A 15,054-nucleotide genomic window follows, 5' to 3' on the forward strand; every position below is an offset into this window, starting at 1 on the left:
TAGCAGTAATGTGGTGAAACTTCTTTATAGCCAAAGGAGTCCGCTATGCGTACTAATTCTTCTCAATTTTTGGCCTTTGCCAAACTCTCTCTACCCATACCACCTAACTGGTCTTTAAAACAGTTTAATCGACTCTAGGTTTTTTATGCCTTAAGAATCGTTACGACTAAAAAATCATAGCAACAATAAACCCGAGATAGGCGAGCACACCTTTATTGTGCTGATTTTGCATGCCTGTTTTTAGCGCTCAATTTAAGAGTGGCGGCATGTCTATCTCTTTTAGATACAACAAAAAATTATTTTAAACGGTACAAATATGCGACCTTTAGTACTTTCTACACGTGCTTTTAAAGTTGTGAATCAGGCGATTCATCTATTCCACCATCACGGGTTCCATTTGGTGGGTGTTGATAGAATTATTAATGAGTCTGAAATTACAAAAATGACGTTTTATCATTACTTTCAGTCCAAAGCGCGGTTTATCGAAATCTGTCTGCTCGTACAAAAAGAGCGACTCCAAGACAAAGTCACTGCAATGGTTGAATACGACCACAACACAAGCGTGACGGATAAACTCAATAAACTTTATGAATTACATACTGACTTAGAAGGGCTGTATTACCTGTTGTTTAAAGCTATTTTTGAGACTAAAAATACCTATCCCAACGCTTATCAAATTGCCATTAAATATAGAACTTGGCTAACCAATGAAATTTATAGCCAGCTAAGAATACTGAAAGCGGATGTTTCATTTGATGATGCCAAACTACTGCTGCATATAATTGAAGGCACTATTATCCAAAGGCTCAGTCATAACGATGTAGACGAAAAAGACAAACAGCTAGAGTGTTTTTTAGCAATACTTTCATAGAAATACTCTAAAAATAAAAGCCCCGAAGTTGGGGCTTTTACTGTATAGGTTTTTAACTAAAGTGCTTACCACTTATGGCTATAAGTCACTTTAAGCGTTATACCATTTGCAAGTAAGTGGCTGGTGTTATCGTTCGTTCTTAATAATTGGCTATAAAGCGGGTAGTACTTGCGGTTAAACATGTTTTCTAAACCAATGGTCATGGTGTCTTTCTTGTTCAGCGCAAAACTACTGATTAAATCTGCTGTGGTATAAGATTTTACATCGTAGCGACCGAAACTATTTACACCATTTAAGCGGTAATCTTCTGAACCGAAGTAAGTTGCTTGTAATCGGTTCGTCCAAGTTTCAGTTGGACTGTAAGAGATATAACCCGTGAGTTTTAATGGCGGAATACGGAAGCCCGTCATGTCTTGTTCACCACCATTTTGGGGTTTTTCACGGCCTTTCATCCATGTAACGCTACCACCAGTTCCCCAAACATTTGCATCATCAAGATAATCAAGCGTTGCTTCAACCCCAGTAACTTTTTCTTTGGTTCTTGCTAGTACTAAACCATTGTTGAATGATTGCACTGCGCCCAAGTCAGATGTTGAACGGAACACCGCTAAACTTGAAGAAATGTTATTAAAGTTACCTTTCCAACCGAGTTCATAATTATCAACCTTAACAGGCTCTAAGAATGACGAACCAAGGTTAAAACCTGTCCCTGCATTACGAATAATTAAACCGACATCAGGTAACTGAAAACCTTGGTTAAACGATGCATAAATCGAGTGTTGGTCGTTTGGTGAGAAAGTCACATTGGCATTGTATAACCACGCACTTGCTTTTACTTTTCCACCCGGAACCGTGTAAGGGTTGGTTTTGCCTAATTGTGATAAGGGAACGAAGCTATCAATTTGTGCATAGCTGTCTTCATAGCGTGTACCAGCTTCTGCTGACCATTGGTCGTTAAATCGGTGTTTTAACTGTACAAAGCCACCCACACTTTGCGTGGTGAGCTCAGGTAAATAAATCAGTTTGCCGATTTTTACAAACTCTAAACCACCAGATTGATCATAAATTTTTTGATCGAAAATATCTAAAGGCATTTCGCTTTTTTCTCGGCTAAAATCGCCACCCCAAACCAATGAGGTATCACCTAAAAACTCAAGAGGAGTAGTAACCGTTAAGCGACTACCGAGTACATTATTTTCTTGATAGATCTGGTCGACTTGTTTTCCGCGGTTCGCGTTTGAACGGGCATCAAACGGTGAAAAACGGGTAAAGAAGTCGCGGTAATAAATTTGAGCATCAACCTTATTACCAAAAAAGTCTTTATGGTTATAGGTTAAATTGTAGATCTGGTTTTCATTTTTATTTTGGTCTTTGAGCTTTAAGCCTTTAATCGCTTTGGCTGGTACAGTTCCAGCAGGGCTATTCTTAACACTTGGGTCAGATGCATAATCTGAGTCTTGTTCAGCATTATAGTAGTTTGCAGCAAACTGTAGATATTGGTTGTCATCAATGTGGTAACCAAGCTTACCGCCGATGCTATAACCATTTGAGTCGTAAAGGTCGCCTTGACTTGGTTCGGGTGCAACGCGGTTACCACTTGCATCGTACGGGCTACCAATACGTTGATAACCAAAGTCGAGCGCATAGTCAAAGGCGTTAAAACTGCCCGTAAAATATTGGTGAATATCGCCACTTAAAGCGTTAGAACGCAGATTTGTGAGAGGTGTTTGAAGTCCAACGACGGTTTTAGCCGTAGGTTCACCGCCCGCAGCTTTTGTGGTAATTGAAATAATACCGCCTGCAGCACCACCACCATAAATTGCGTTACTACCTCGAATCACTTCAATGTTGGCAATACTTTCAGGGTCAATTGCTGAAAGTCCTCTCGCTGTATCACGAGTGAGGTTCATTGGCACACCATCAACCAAAATAAGTGCATTACGGCCACGCAAGGTTTGACCATAGTCGGTAATGGTTCGGCTTGAGTCAGACAGGCCCGGTACGGCTTTGGCTAAAACAGTCGCAATGTTGCCAGACGATCCATTTTTTAAAAGCTCAATTTGTTTTTCATCGAGTTTGGTGACTTGCTTGGCAGACGTAGAAAGTTCATCTGCACGTGTAGCGGCAATTGTAATAGTAGGGAGGGCTTCAGGTTTCTTTTCTGTTTCTGTGGTGTCAGAAGTTGAAGCTGCAAATGCTGAGTTTGAAAGAAAAATAGCTCCACCAAGTGAAAGAAGTGGAATGATATTTTTAACTTCAGACTTCCTCGTAAAAAGTTTATTACTTTTTTTATTTCCCATTGTCTCGCCCTGAGAGTGATTTTAAATTGACAGAATTATAAATGAGAATCATTGTAATTAACAATATTATTAATTGCTTTAAAATAATATATTTGAAATTTATTCAATGGATTAGGGGAATGGGTTTTTATTCCCCTAAAAGATTTGAACAGTTATGAAATGTCTTTAAAGGCATTTAGATGGTTTTGATGGGCACGGCGAATAATACTTCGGTCATCACCGAGTACAAAAAGCTGAACAGATTGCTGTTTCCAAGCCGCAATATCTTCTGGTTGTCGGGGAATGGCACAGAAATGCTTTTGACTATTTTTAGTCTTTATATACATCTCTTGAACTTTTTCTTTCACTTTTGGATGGCTGGTTTGCCATGGCATTCCCATAGATTGAGAAAGGTCGGCAGCACCTTCAAGAATAATATCAATGCCTTCGACTTTTAAGATTTCATCTAGCTGTTCTAGTCCTTCTAAGCTTTCAATCATGGCAACCACAACCGTTTCATTTGCCGCTTGTTCAACAAAACTTGCTAAATCGTCCATGCCATATCGATTTAACCTTGTCGAATTTAGTCCTCTTTGCCCAAGCGGCATATAGTGACAATAGTTCACGGCTTCTTGTGCTTGCTGAGCATTTTCAATACGTGGAAACACAATGCCCGTTACCCCTGCATCGAGCAGAGGTAGTACGAGGTGGTTGGCGCTTAAAGGCACTCTTACAAACACATCGAGGTTCATGGTTCTAGCAGCTAAAATCATGGACTCGACTTGAGACGTACTAAATAAAGTATGTTCCAAGTCGATAATAATAAAGTCATAGCCCGCAAGTGCCAGTTGTTCAACATTAATCGGAGAAGCTACGGAACAAAATATTCCGTAGAGCGTCTCGCCATGTGCTATTCGTTTCTTAAAAGAAATCGAATGCTTATTCATATTCGATTTCCTTAATCAGGCTAAGCGGGTTTGGTGTAGTTTGTACTCTTAAGCGAATTTCCGGAAGGAAGCGGCGGCTTGCAAGCTGTTCAATGTCGATGGTGTCATCTGTAAAGTTAAACAATTCATATCGTTCGCTAAATTCTGGATGAGCTTCTTTATGTTGATTGATGATAGTTCTTAACATGGTCCAGAATTTGATTTCATCGAAGTCATAATGTTCATTTAAGAAAATCGCTAACTCGGCTAGATTTACAAACCACAGCGCATCTTGAGTAAAGTCTCTTAACTCATTTGGAGAGTGGGTTTCCAAGAACGAGTTCGGATTAATTTTGGCATGTTCCTTTGGTGCATCTTGCAAGTTAGGTAAAAGCTCTGGCTCACGTAAAAGATGACGGCTAAAACGGATTCCATCGTGGAAATCTTTCAAGGCAGCTTTAACGGGTAAGCCATTTTTATGAATCAGTACCATGTTTTGTGCATGTGACTCTAAAGCAAGACCGTGGCACCATAAAATATGCATGATAGGTAAATAAGCATTGGTGAGTAGTTTTTCTAACCAGAACTCGATACCGTACTCTTGAATCCACTCATCAATGAGAGGTTTTTGGTCGATATCGAGTTGCATCAAGCCCGTGACTGGCGTTGCCGATTCGCCTTCTTTTAAGTAGCTGTAAATACTTTCGCGCCAAATGCAGGCAAGTGCGCCGTATTGAACAGGCAGCGCAATTTGTTGGTTAACCGAAAGACCGCCAATCTCTCTTAAAATAACAGGCTTGCGCTGTTTTTCTAAAATAGGGTCTTGCTCAACAATGTTATACAGCCAGTCACTCATTTTTGCCGCATTTTGAACGGTATGTGGTGCTAATACACGAGAGGTCGAAGTATTAACCAAATTCATTGCCAACTTGAGAGAAAGCGCCGAGATATCACTAATATTTGATAAAGTTCGAATCGACTGCTGCGGTAAATAAGTCGGACCTTCAATATCTAACGGAATGATCAGTTGGTTGCTGATTGCATCTTGATAATACAGTTCAATAATTTTATCCCACTGCCACGGATGAATTGGGGTAAGGATATAATCTTTAAAATCTACATTTTTCTCTTTCAATTGACCGTTAATGGCTTGTAAATCTTTTTCTGAAAAATGCTGTTTATAAAGTTGCTCTAAATTAATCGTTTCGCTTAAAACCAGTTTGCATAAACTGTTATGAGTCGCTGCCCATTGAACCGTAAATCCTTCAGAAAGCTCGGGTGCATATTTTTGGTTTTCTTTTAAATCGAAGCCAATACGAGACTTAAAACTTGGGTGATATAAATGGGCGTTGGTAATTCGTGCTTCTTGTTCTAGGTAAGACAAGGTTCTTAAAGGTTGAACAGGTGCTTGGCTCAAAGTCTGCGCATGTTTAACGTAAGTTAAATTCAGCTCATCATTAAAGTTTTGCCATTTAACTGGGTCAGCTTCAATAATATTTTTGAGGTCAGCAAGTAGCGTTTTTAAGTTAGGGTGAGTTTCAGCGTCTAACGTAATATCAGAACGAACTAAGCTTGAAGGATCTAATTTAATTCGTTTAAAACTAAAGTGTCGTTTGGCCGCGCAGGTATAAAAAACAGTATCGGAAATATAGAATTTGATCTGACCTTTAGAAAACTCATATTTAAAAGTATTTTCAAAAATGAGCGCTTCTAATAATTGACTCATCACGCGATTTTCCGTGAGGGTTTTATAATTGGTTTGCTGAGTCGGTTGAAGAGGGCAAAGGTCTTCTGCACCGCGATATTTATAAATAGGGTTTTCAACTTCAATCCAGATCGGATTGCCACCGCTGTGGTAGAGCGTATTTAACATATTTGCCTTGATTGGTAATGTGTGTGAATGAATTAATAAATCGCGGTATTGCTGACCTTTGGCGCTAAAGTTTTCTTGTGTGAGCGTAAGGCGAGTGGCTTGCCAAAGTTCGGCTTCTTCAATGGCCGTAACGCGTGCAATTGCACTGATGAGATGAGCAATGTGATTGATCACGAGGTAATATTTTAAAAAGGTCCATGCATCTTTTTGAGAGAACCAAACAGTACTATCTTCAGAAATGGATGAGTCGTCTTCTATCATTTTTGGAACAATGCTAATGCCTTCCATGTCTCGAAGAATAAGGCGATGCGGATAGCCATTTTTAAATTCCATTAAGCTGTTTTGCATGTGCGCTTCTACGCTAATGCCTTTGTTTGCAAACAACTCAACTAATGGAATAAGCGAAACTTTAACGTACTGTTTCCACCAAAAAGTAATGAAGTCTTTCGCATCTTTCGATTGCAAATTTTGATTCGGTGCTGCTTGTTGAATAAAGCTTAAAAGTGGGATTTCATGGTTTTCATTTTCTTCAACTAAGCCACCGAGCATTCTGGTATTTTCTAATACTTTAGGTGTAAGTCCCGCTCTATAAATAATGCCAAATGAACTCTCAAGCTCAGGTATTTTGACTGTTTTTGCCTCTAACTCTGGCAGAATCACAAGGTCTGGATATTGCTCATTAATCTTGTGATTAATAATAATTTTGCTCGCATCAATCGCGCGTTCCATTTCATCCATTGGGTTATTACGAATGAAACTGGTAATTCGTACATCAATAGAGAGTTTTAAGAACAGGTTCGATTGAGGTAACCACACCGTGCGAACGGATGAGGTTGGCCATACGGTTTGACCTAAGGCTCCCAGATAGATCACGTCTTGGCTATCTAAATGTTTTTTTAAAGACGGATGTTGAAGTAAGAAATTGGCTTGCCACGGGTGGGTTGGCATTAACTCATAATTTGCTAAGCTCTCTTGCAAATGCTCTTTTGCAGCTTCTAAAACTTCATTTTCAATATGGTGAGAAGGTTCGGTTTCGCTGACCAGCTTTTCGATTAAAGAAGAATGAACCGCAAAGTAGTGGAGTTGGAAACTTGCGCCTAACTCAGGGCTATACTTTTTCATGTCTTCTTTAGAAAAACCTAAGTTGGCTTTAGAGGTCACATGAAAAGGGTGCCCATATAACATGCCTTGTTCAGTAGCCTGAAAACCGCTTAACGCTTTAGTTGATGTTTGGGAAGGCTTATTTTTTAAAAAGAATTTTGTGTTCTCGATACTATTGGCAATATCGGAGTACAGATTCTTATTTTGGTTTTTGTCTTTAAATAAGCTATTCAGTTCATCTGTAATCAGCTTCACTAACTGTTTAGGATCCGTGAGTGAGTCAAATGTATGGTCGCTTAAGTTTTGTAGGATAAAACCACGTTGATATCTATGGTAACCGGTGGTCGATAAGTGCTGAACTGCGCCATAAACAACTGTGTTAGATGCATTAAATGTATAAGCAAAATATAGTGTGTCTGGTTGCTCCGCATATAGGGTGAATAAAGGCGAGTCTTGAGAGGGAATAATATGCTCCTCAAGATTCACTTTAAGTTCACGAAAGAACGTGTTCAGGTACTGTTCGAAAAGTTTATAAGACCATGCATCTGTTGTAATAATTGAGTTCATTCTTGTGCCTCTTTTAAAATTGTATCCATTAAGAATCTGTTCAAAATCACCACTAATCCCGCACTGATAAAAAATAGTGAGGTGCAAATTAATGCTGCGGTGATATTGAAAAATGAGTAGGTGAGCGTGATGGTGATTGGGCCAATAAGCTGTCCTAAGACAAAGGCACTATTCGAAATGCCAATCACTTTTCCTTGGCTTTGAGCGCCAGCTTTTAGAGAAATGGTGTGTAGAATCGAAGGAATAAGGGCTGCAAAGCAAAAGCCTTGTATGAGTCGTAATACAAGAATGAGCCAGATATTCGAAACCCAGATCAATGCAAAAATCGTGATACCGCAAATTAAAGATGCGTAAACGAAGTTATTAAAAGAATCTCCTTTATCATCATTTCGTTTTCCCCAATAGGTCGCCGCAATAAAGGCTGCTCCCCATGAAAGCGCATGAATGGTGCCAGTTAAACTTGCAGCAGATAACGATGAATGAGTGCTTTGGCTTATTTCACTAATGTATAAAACGAAGCAAGACACTAAACCAAAGCCGCCCGCTTGAACCAAAATGCCAGCGCTTAACCATGAAAAAATCGTTCTATCAAAGAAAGCGGGAAGCTTGGATTTCTCTTTGGTTTTTTGCGCCTCGGTTTTAACGGGATTGGTTAGTACAAATGACGCAATCACAATGAGTGTCATCACAACAAATGCTGTTGCGTTGAGTAATAGTTCAACCCGCCATTGATCCATAAATATCCCGCCGAGCACGGGACCACATAGGCAAGCGAGCGCAACACTACTTTGTAGTTGCCCAAAAGCAGCACCTCGTTGTTGCTCATTAGAAAGATATGAAACATAAGCATTCAAAATCACTGAGAGACCGCAAAACCCAAGTAGAATTCGCGCGAAAATAAATAGATATAAATGCTGGGCGCTCGCCATAAGCAGGATTGAAATACAGAACCCAACCAGAGAAAGTAACAAGGCTTTTTTATGGCCGAATGTGTCAGATAGATGGCCCACAATCGGTGCTGTAAACAAACTGCCAATGGCAGGAGCTGCGAGTGCCAAACCTGCCCATATAGTGGGAGCACTCATATGCGCCGTCAGTTTTTCCATATAAAGCGGCATGATCGGAATAAGCACCATGAGCCCAAAAGTGGAAAAAAACTGACAGAGCAAAATAATGAAATGATCTAGGCGAGATGAGCGCATGATTTAGATGTCCATGGTCTCATAGCTAGAAACAGATAAGCTGTGATAAGGGTTTGGCGTGTTTCCGATTTTACTTGGCATACCTGTAGAGTCGCTTTCTTGCGCAAGTAAAGGCGTCAGTAACTGTTTGAATGGCCAAGTCTTATTGTCAAAAAGATAGGTTTGAATTTGCGATTTTGTTTGCTCTGAAATCGGTTGGGTTTCTACAAAATCATGAATAGTGTCTTGCACCATTTCCCAAAAATCGCTTTCTGTACGATCCGTATATTTCAAGGTCGCTAAAGCAATCGGATAAAGGTTAATTTGAATCCCTAAGGTAATGAAGTAGTTAAATAAGTCTTCATTTTTAGTAAAGATAAGATTATTCGGTGTGCTTGTATCAATGGTATAGATCGGAGGTGTAAAACCGCTTTCTTCAATGGCTGTGGTACATATTCTTAAGGTATCGTGGTCACGTAAAATAAAGCATTTCAACTTATTATTTTCATAACACACCATGGTATTTTGCCCGTGACATTCAGGCATAATACCTTTTGCCCAAAGCGTTAAGAATGTTTGAATAAAATAAACACTTAAGTCTTTTAATAATGTCCATTTATCTCCTTCAATGCCCAATGTTTCCCAAGGGTCAACATAGGTACAGCTTAAAGCTGACATGGTGATAGGCGTGACGTTTTTATCTTGGCAAAAGTCAGGTAAATGTCGAACTTGGCAACCGATTACTCCTAAATTTTTTACAATCGGCTCTCGTTTACCCAGTACCCACCAGTGCGTTTCATTACTCAAAAAGAGACGATTTTTTAATAAAGAAGTTTGATTAATAACGTCATTTAAAAAATCATAAGCCGTATGACCATTCATTAAATAACGGCCTGGCATAGAGCGGATTGCGCCTAATGTTTTGGCATTAGTCGAGAGTTTTAAATGCAGAGTAGGGTTTGTGTTATGAATAAGGGTTCTTAAAGAAGACGTCGGTAAACCAATGGTTGTGACATGGTTCAGGTCAATACCGCCATACTTATTTTCATCAAATTTTAAATAGCGATGTTGAGTCTCTAACAAAGGTAGGGCTAAGTAGTCATCTGAAAGCTCAGCCATTTTGTCAGCAATCAGACTTTCCTCAACTTTTGATAACAGAAGTTCTTTATGAGGAATTGACTCCATATTATTGATCACGTCATCTTTCTTAAAAGCCCACCAATACACCTCAATTTCTTTTTGAGTTGTAAGTGGTGCAAGTTCACCTTTTGAATGAGCAAACGGATGAAATGGACGGTCAGCTACCAGCGAGAGCAATTCACTTTTAATTAAAGGTGAAGAAAATGAAAGGGCAGACTGTAAAATTTGAGGAATTTTTTCAGCCGTTACTAAGTTGTCGAGCCAATAATTAACAGCTTTTTGATGGTGTGGTGAAGGCCACCAATTTGCTTGGGTTAAATAGTTAAAAACTTCAGAAATAGAAATTTTAGACGTCGCATGGTTTACGAGGTTATGAAGTAAAACGTCGGGTTGAGTGACATAGAAAGGATTTACACCATCTACTTTTAAACAACTGAAATAGAGCTCCAACTCATCATTGAGAGTAATTGCCAGATAAGGCTTTTTATAGGAAATATAATCTCTAAAATCTCCGTAATTCTCCATGTAGAGAGCATCTATCGTTTTTTGTAGTTGGGTGGTGTAAATCCGATCTAACATTTTAGTTATTCCTATTCTTATAAAAGCGGTAGAACCGTGCCAACGTTTTGTTCTTGTGCGGCATTAAAGAACCACTTAGCGCAGACAATGTCATCAATCGCCATGCCCATAGGGTTGAGCAAAATGATTTCATCTTCGTGTTCGCGGCCGTTTTTATGACCAATAATGATGTCGCCAAGTTCAGCATGTAGTTTTTCACGGCTGAATAAGCCATCTTCAACCAGTACGTTGATGACTTTCTTTTCTCGGTTTGATTGGTCCCAGTCATCTACAATCACTTTGTCCACTTTTAAGAAGACTTCAGGTTCAATGTCCATAATTGAAATATTTGAAACAAAGCAGCCTTTTTTAAGCCACTCAAATGGAATGTAAGGCTTATCTGAAACGGTACAGGTAATGAGGACATCAGCTTGCTGAATTGCAGACTTAGCACTGTCATGAATTTCAATTTCTAGATGTGGATATTCTGATAAGAACAACGCTTTGAGTTTTTCAGCCGCTTCAGGGTTCACATCAAATAAATGGATTTTTTTCACTTGAGCATATTGTTCAAGCACAGTCTTAATCTGCATTTGAGCAATTGGACCGCAGCCAATGACGGTAATGTCTGAAAAGTCTTTTTTTGCTAGATATTTAATTGAAACACCCGTAATGGCCGCAGTTCGCATAGCACTGATTAAGCTGCCTTCCATCACTGCAACCGGATAGTTTGTTTCTGAGTCATTTAAAACAATCAGTGCACTGGCACGTGGAATATTGAATTTTTTAGGGTTATGTTGTCTTGAACCAATCCATTTAATTCCGGCAATCGGGTCATTGCCACCTAAATAGCAAGGCATGGCAATAATACGGTCAGCAATATGGTCTGCACCTTGCCAGCGAAGGTACGGTTTTAAAGGTTGTACAAACTGTTTATTTGCATGCAGGGTTAGACCCTCAGTAATCGCTTCAATAAATGAATTACTATGATTTGCGCCCAGATTTAATAAATCTGATTGACTCAAATAACGAAGGGTAGCCAAATTGCTCATGAATATGTCCTAAGGAGAAAGTTAAACAACATTTTGTAAAGTAAGGTTTTCTTGGCGTCGTACATTTCGATTGAAGTGACGCTTCTTGATCATTTCGAACCATTCATCTTCATAAACCAGATCTAAATAACGGTCACCGCGATCGGGTAGTAGTGTTAAGACGCACGATCCATCAGGAATGGTTGGAATCAGTTTTTTGATGGCTGAAATAGATGAGCCGCTCGAACCGCCTGCAAAGATTCCTTCATGTTCAAGAAGTTCTCTGCAACCGAGTGCCGACTCATAGTCATCAACATAAATGACATCATCAATTTCATTGGGGGAGAGTAGCGGTGGGACTGTACTTGCCCCAATGCCAGGAATTTCGCGTGGACCAGACGTTCCACCGAACAATACGGAGCCGACAATATCGACTGCGATGACTTTTAATTCTGGAAATCTTTCTTTAAGACGACGAGAGACGCCCATAATCGTGCCGGAGGTGCTTGCTCCAATCACGAGGTAATCAATCTTGCGATCAATTTGATTTAAGATTTCTTCTGCTTCACCAAAGTAATGGCTTTTCCAGTTGTTTGGATTTGCATACTGGTTAATCCAAACAGCATTTGGTAGTTGTTGGCAGAGCCGTTTTACAGTGTCAATTCGGGTTTTTAAATAACCGCCGTTTTGGTCTTTCTCAGAAACCATTTCGATATTGGCTTTATAAAGCTTCAGCATTTGTAAGTTTGCTGAGGCAATTTTCGGGTCAATAACGGCAGTAAATTTTAATCCATATATTTTGCAAGCCATTGCAAGTGCAATCGCTAAGTTCCCTGAAGAGCTTTCAACAATGTGACTATCTTTATTGATCACTCCAGATTTCAGGCCTTCTTGTAGCATGAATAATGCTGGACGGTCTTTAATACTTCCTCCTGGGTTTAACAATTCCATTTTCGCAATCACTGAGACTGATTGATGCGTGAATAGCCTTGATAGTTGTAATAGTGGCGTTTTACCTATGCATTCGAGAATATTTTCATGGATCATGGCAGATCTTCTCAGGTTTTTATGTGTTGTAAATGATAATTATTATTAATTAAATTATTATTACGATTTATGCCAAGATTGTTGCGGTTTGTAAATCAAAAGCATAGTGAGTTATAGGAATTTTCACTAAATTTTTTCGTCTAATTGTTTGAATAACAAAATGTATATTTTACTAAGAATTAAATTAATAAAGTTTTTACATATAAGCAGATAGGCAGAAACTTACTAACTTATAAAAATTGATCACAACGAAAAAAAGATTAATTTGGCTTAGAAAATGAGATAAATAGTTTATGAGTAACGTTTTTTGAACAAGAAACTCTCTCTTAAAGACAAGTTTATTGAAACAAAAAAGCTGCAATTGAATAAAACGAAAACGCCTGATGAGTGAGCCAATAGGTGAAAACTGCATTGAACTATTCGTTTTACCTTTTAAAAAAGGAGCTTTACTTATTGCCTATTTGAATTGAATAAATTGGAATTAATCTAATTTAGCGATTAAGTATTATAGACGTGTTGTATTTATGACGACATATGTAAACAAGTCTAATCTATACAACATGAACACTTTAAAATTATTGAAAATAAAGTTTTAAGGTGTAGAGGTTTGGATTCTTTTAAGTTTTACCGTGATCTTCAAGCTGACTTAAGCAATTATCCTTTGCTAGAAATGTTAGTTTCACTCACAATTTTGATTTTATTTGCTGCGTTGGCAAATTTTATTGCTAAGCGAATTATTGTTCGGGGTATTCGTCACTTAGTGACTAAAATCAAGTCACTCAACCAGTCTGTATTTGCTCAGCATAGTGTTATTAAGCGATTTGCCAACATTGTACCTGCAATTGTCATTATGAATGGGATTACCACCGTTCCGCATCTATCTGAAAAAGCAATTGCTTTGGTGCAGATGGGTGCTCAAGCATTTATTTTCCTGACCATTGCACTCACTATTAGTGAATTATTAAATATATTTAACTTAATCTATCAGCGTAATCCAAAATCGAGAAACAAGCCGATTAAAGGTTATTTGCAACTTGTTAAACTCATCATTTTTGTTGTTTGTGGATTAATGATTTTGGGTACATTCCTTAAAAAGGATGTATTTACCTTACTGGCTGGCTTCGGTGCAATGGCCGCGGTGCTAATGTTAGTTTTCCAAAATACGATTTTGTCATTGGTCGCGAGTGTACAAATTGCCTCTTATGACATGGTACGTATAGGGGACTGGATTGAAATGCCGACACTCAATGCCGATGGTGATGTGATTGATATTTCATTACATACTGTGACAGTCCAGAACTTTGATAAAACCTACACGACTATTCCTACCAATAAACTGGTTACCGATACCTTTAAAAACTGGCGTGGTATGAGCAATGCTGGATGCCGTCGCATGAAGCGTTCGCTTTATATTGATCAGACTAGCGTGCACTTCATGTCTGAAGAAGAGCAGCAAAAACTCAAAGACTTCCTGTTACTAGATCAGTACCTCGATGCGAAGCAATCTGAAATTGAAGAGTTCAATAAACATTTAGGTAACCAGTCACGTTATAACAAAAGACGTTTAACTAATATCGGAACTTTTAGAGCCTATGTTGAGTTCTACTTACGCCAGCATAAAGGTATTGCTCAGAACCAAACCCTTATTGTTCGTCAGTTACAACCGACGAGTGAAGGTCTTCCATTAGAAATCTATGCCTTTACCAATACCACGGCATGGGTTTCGTATGAAGCAATTCAGTCAGATATTTTCGATCATCTTATTGCGATTTTGCCTGAGTTTGGTCTAAGAGTGTACCAAGCACCGTCTGGTCATGACTTTCAAAAACTAACAGTCGAATAATCAACTGGCAGAATGCTATCTTCCTTGAATTTTCAAATAGATAGCATTCTTTTAATATTTTTATACATTAATTTATAATTATTCTTGGAAAATTATTATTAAATAGCGGTATAAATTTACTATAAAGGTTATACGCGTTTTATAACTTTGAAAGATTAATTTTTAGCCAAACTCGATTTAAAATCTTTAGGAGTAGGGTTTAAGTAACAAATTTGACACTTTGAACAAAGAAAATACTAAATGTTTAAGAATAACAAACAATAAAGTTGCTTTACTAAAATTTGTTAGGTGAGTTGGAGTGTTTGAATGGCTACAGCAATAGAGAACAGAGCTAGACAACTTAAAAACGCAAAACGTGGAGGATATGCGCCAACCATTGCCAAAGACGTAAACAAACATAAGGTACAAAAAATAAGGAGAGCTCTAGACGAAGCCCGGCGATATGTGAGTGAATTAGATGATGAAACAGTTATTTTTGACGATCAAGACGCAAGGCAAAAGGCTGAAGGAGCCAAAGCAATTATTGAAATGTTTGAAGCAGCGCTAAGTAGTGCGTGAGTCACTTCAAACTAAAGCATAAACTATAAGAAGACCTTGCTGATGACGTGGTTAAACATTTAGTTTCTAGACTAAACAA

Annotated in this window: 10 protein-coding genes; 3 read left to right on the forward strand and 7 right to left on the reverse strand. The window is 38.6% G+C overall.

From position 1 onward, the window contains the following. Positions 1–316 precede the first annotated feature (316 nt). Positions 317–871: a TetR family transcriptional regulator gene (locus ABLB96_RS09590; RefSeq protein WP_348898279.1), complete on the forward strand. Its 555-nt coding sequence runs from the start codon at positions 317–319 to the stop codon at positions 869–871. Between the two features lie 65 nt (positions 872–936). On the opposite strand, the gene ABLB96_RS09595 is transcribed toward ABLB96_RS09590, so the two are convergent. The 7 genes from ABLB96_RS09595 to sbnA all read right to left on the reverse strand — a co-directional run bounded on the left by ABLB96_RS09595 (position 937) and on the right by sbnA (position 12,574). Then, a complete protein-coding gene (locus ABLB96_RS09595) occupies positions 937–3,171 on the reverse strand; it encodes a TonB-dependent receptor (protein WP_348898280.1) in 2,235 nt (744 codons plus the stop codon). 152 nt (positions 3,172–3,323) lie between these two features. Further along, positions 3,324–4,097, reverse strand: coding sequence for an aldolase/citrate lyase family protein (locus ABLB96_RS09600; protein ID WP_348898281.1), 774 nt, complete (start codon positions 4,095–4,097; stop codon positions 3,324–3,326). Continuing rightward, positions 4,090–7,617, reverse strand: coding sequence for an IucA/IucC family protein (locus ABLB96_RS09605; RefSeq protein WP_348898282.1), 3,528 nt, complete (start codon positions 7,615–7,617; stop codon positions 4,090–4,092). The genes ABLB96_RS09600 and ABLB96_RS09605 overlap by 8 nt, the downstream gene beginning before the upstream one ends. Then, positions 7,614–8,819, reverse strand: coding sequence for an MFS transporter (locus ABLB96_RS09610; RefSeq protein ID WP_348898283.1), 1,206 nt, complete (start codon positions 8,817–8,819; stop codon positions 7,614–7,616). Before ABLB96_RS09610 ends, ABLB96_RS09605 begins: the two co-directional genes overlap by 4 nt. A gap of 3 nt (positions 8,820–8,822) precedes the next feature. After that, a complete protein-coding gene (locus tag ABLB96_RS09615; RefSeq protein WP_348898291.1) occupies positions 8,823–10,463 on the reverse strand; it encodes an IucA/IucC family protein in 1,641 nt (546 codons plus the stop codon). A 71-nt stretch (positions 10,464–10,534) separates the two neighbouring features. Beyond that, positions 10,535–11,548 carry a 2,3-diaminopropionate biosynthesis protein SbnB gene (sbnB, locus tag ABLB96_RS09620; RefSeq protein WP_003652251.1) on the reverse strand — a complete coding sequence of 338 codons (1,014 nt, stop codon included), beginning with the start codon at positions 11,546–11,548 and terminating at the stop codon, positions 10,535–10,537. Positions 11,549–11,569: 21 nt separating this feature from the next. Further along, complete coding sequence (gene sbnA, locus ABLB96_RS09625; protein WP_348898284.1) at positions 11,570–12,574, reverse strand: 2,3-diaminopropionate biosynthesis protein SbnA; 1,005 nt, start codon at positions 12,572–12,574, stop codon at positions 11,570–11,572. 607 nt (positions 12,575–13,181) lie between these two features. Between sbnA and ABLB96_RS09630 the strand changes: the two genes are divergently transcribed. Continuing rightward, the gene (locus tag ABLB96_RS09630; RefSeq protein WP_348898285.1) at positions 13,182–14,417 is read left to right on the forward strand and encodes a mechanosensitive ion channel domain-containing protein; all 1,236 of its coding nucleotides are present in this window, start codon (positions 13,182–13,184) and stop codon (positions 14,415–14,417) included. A gap of 306 nt (positions 14,418–14,723) precedes the next feature. After that, positions 14,724–14,975: a hypothetical protein gene (locus tag ABLB96_RS09635; RefSeq protein WP_348898286.1), complete on the forward strand. Its 252-nt coding sequence runs from the start codon at positions 14,724–14,726 to the stop codon at positions 14,973–14,975. Positions 14,976–15,054: the final 79 nt, after the last annotated feature.

The sequence above is a fragment of the Acinetobacter sp. XH1741 genome (genome assembly GCF_041021895.1).
In the GTDB taxonomy this organism is placed as follows: domain Bacteria; phylum Pseudomonadota; class Gammaproteobacteria; order Pseudomonadales; family Moraxellaceae; genus Acinetobacter.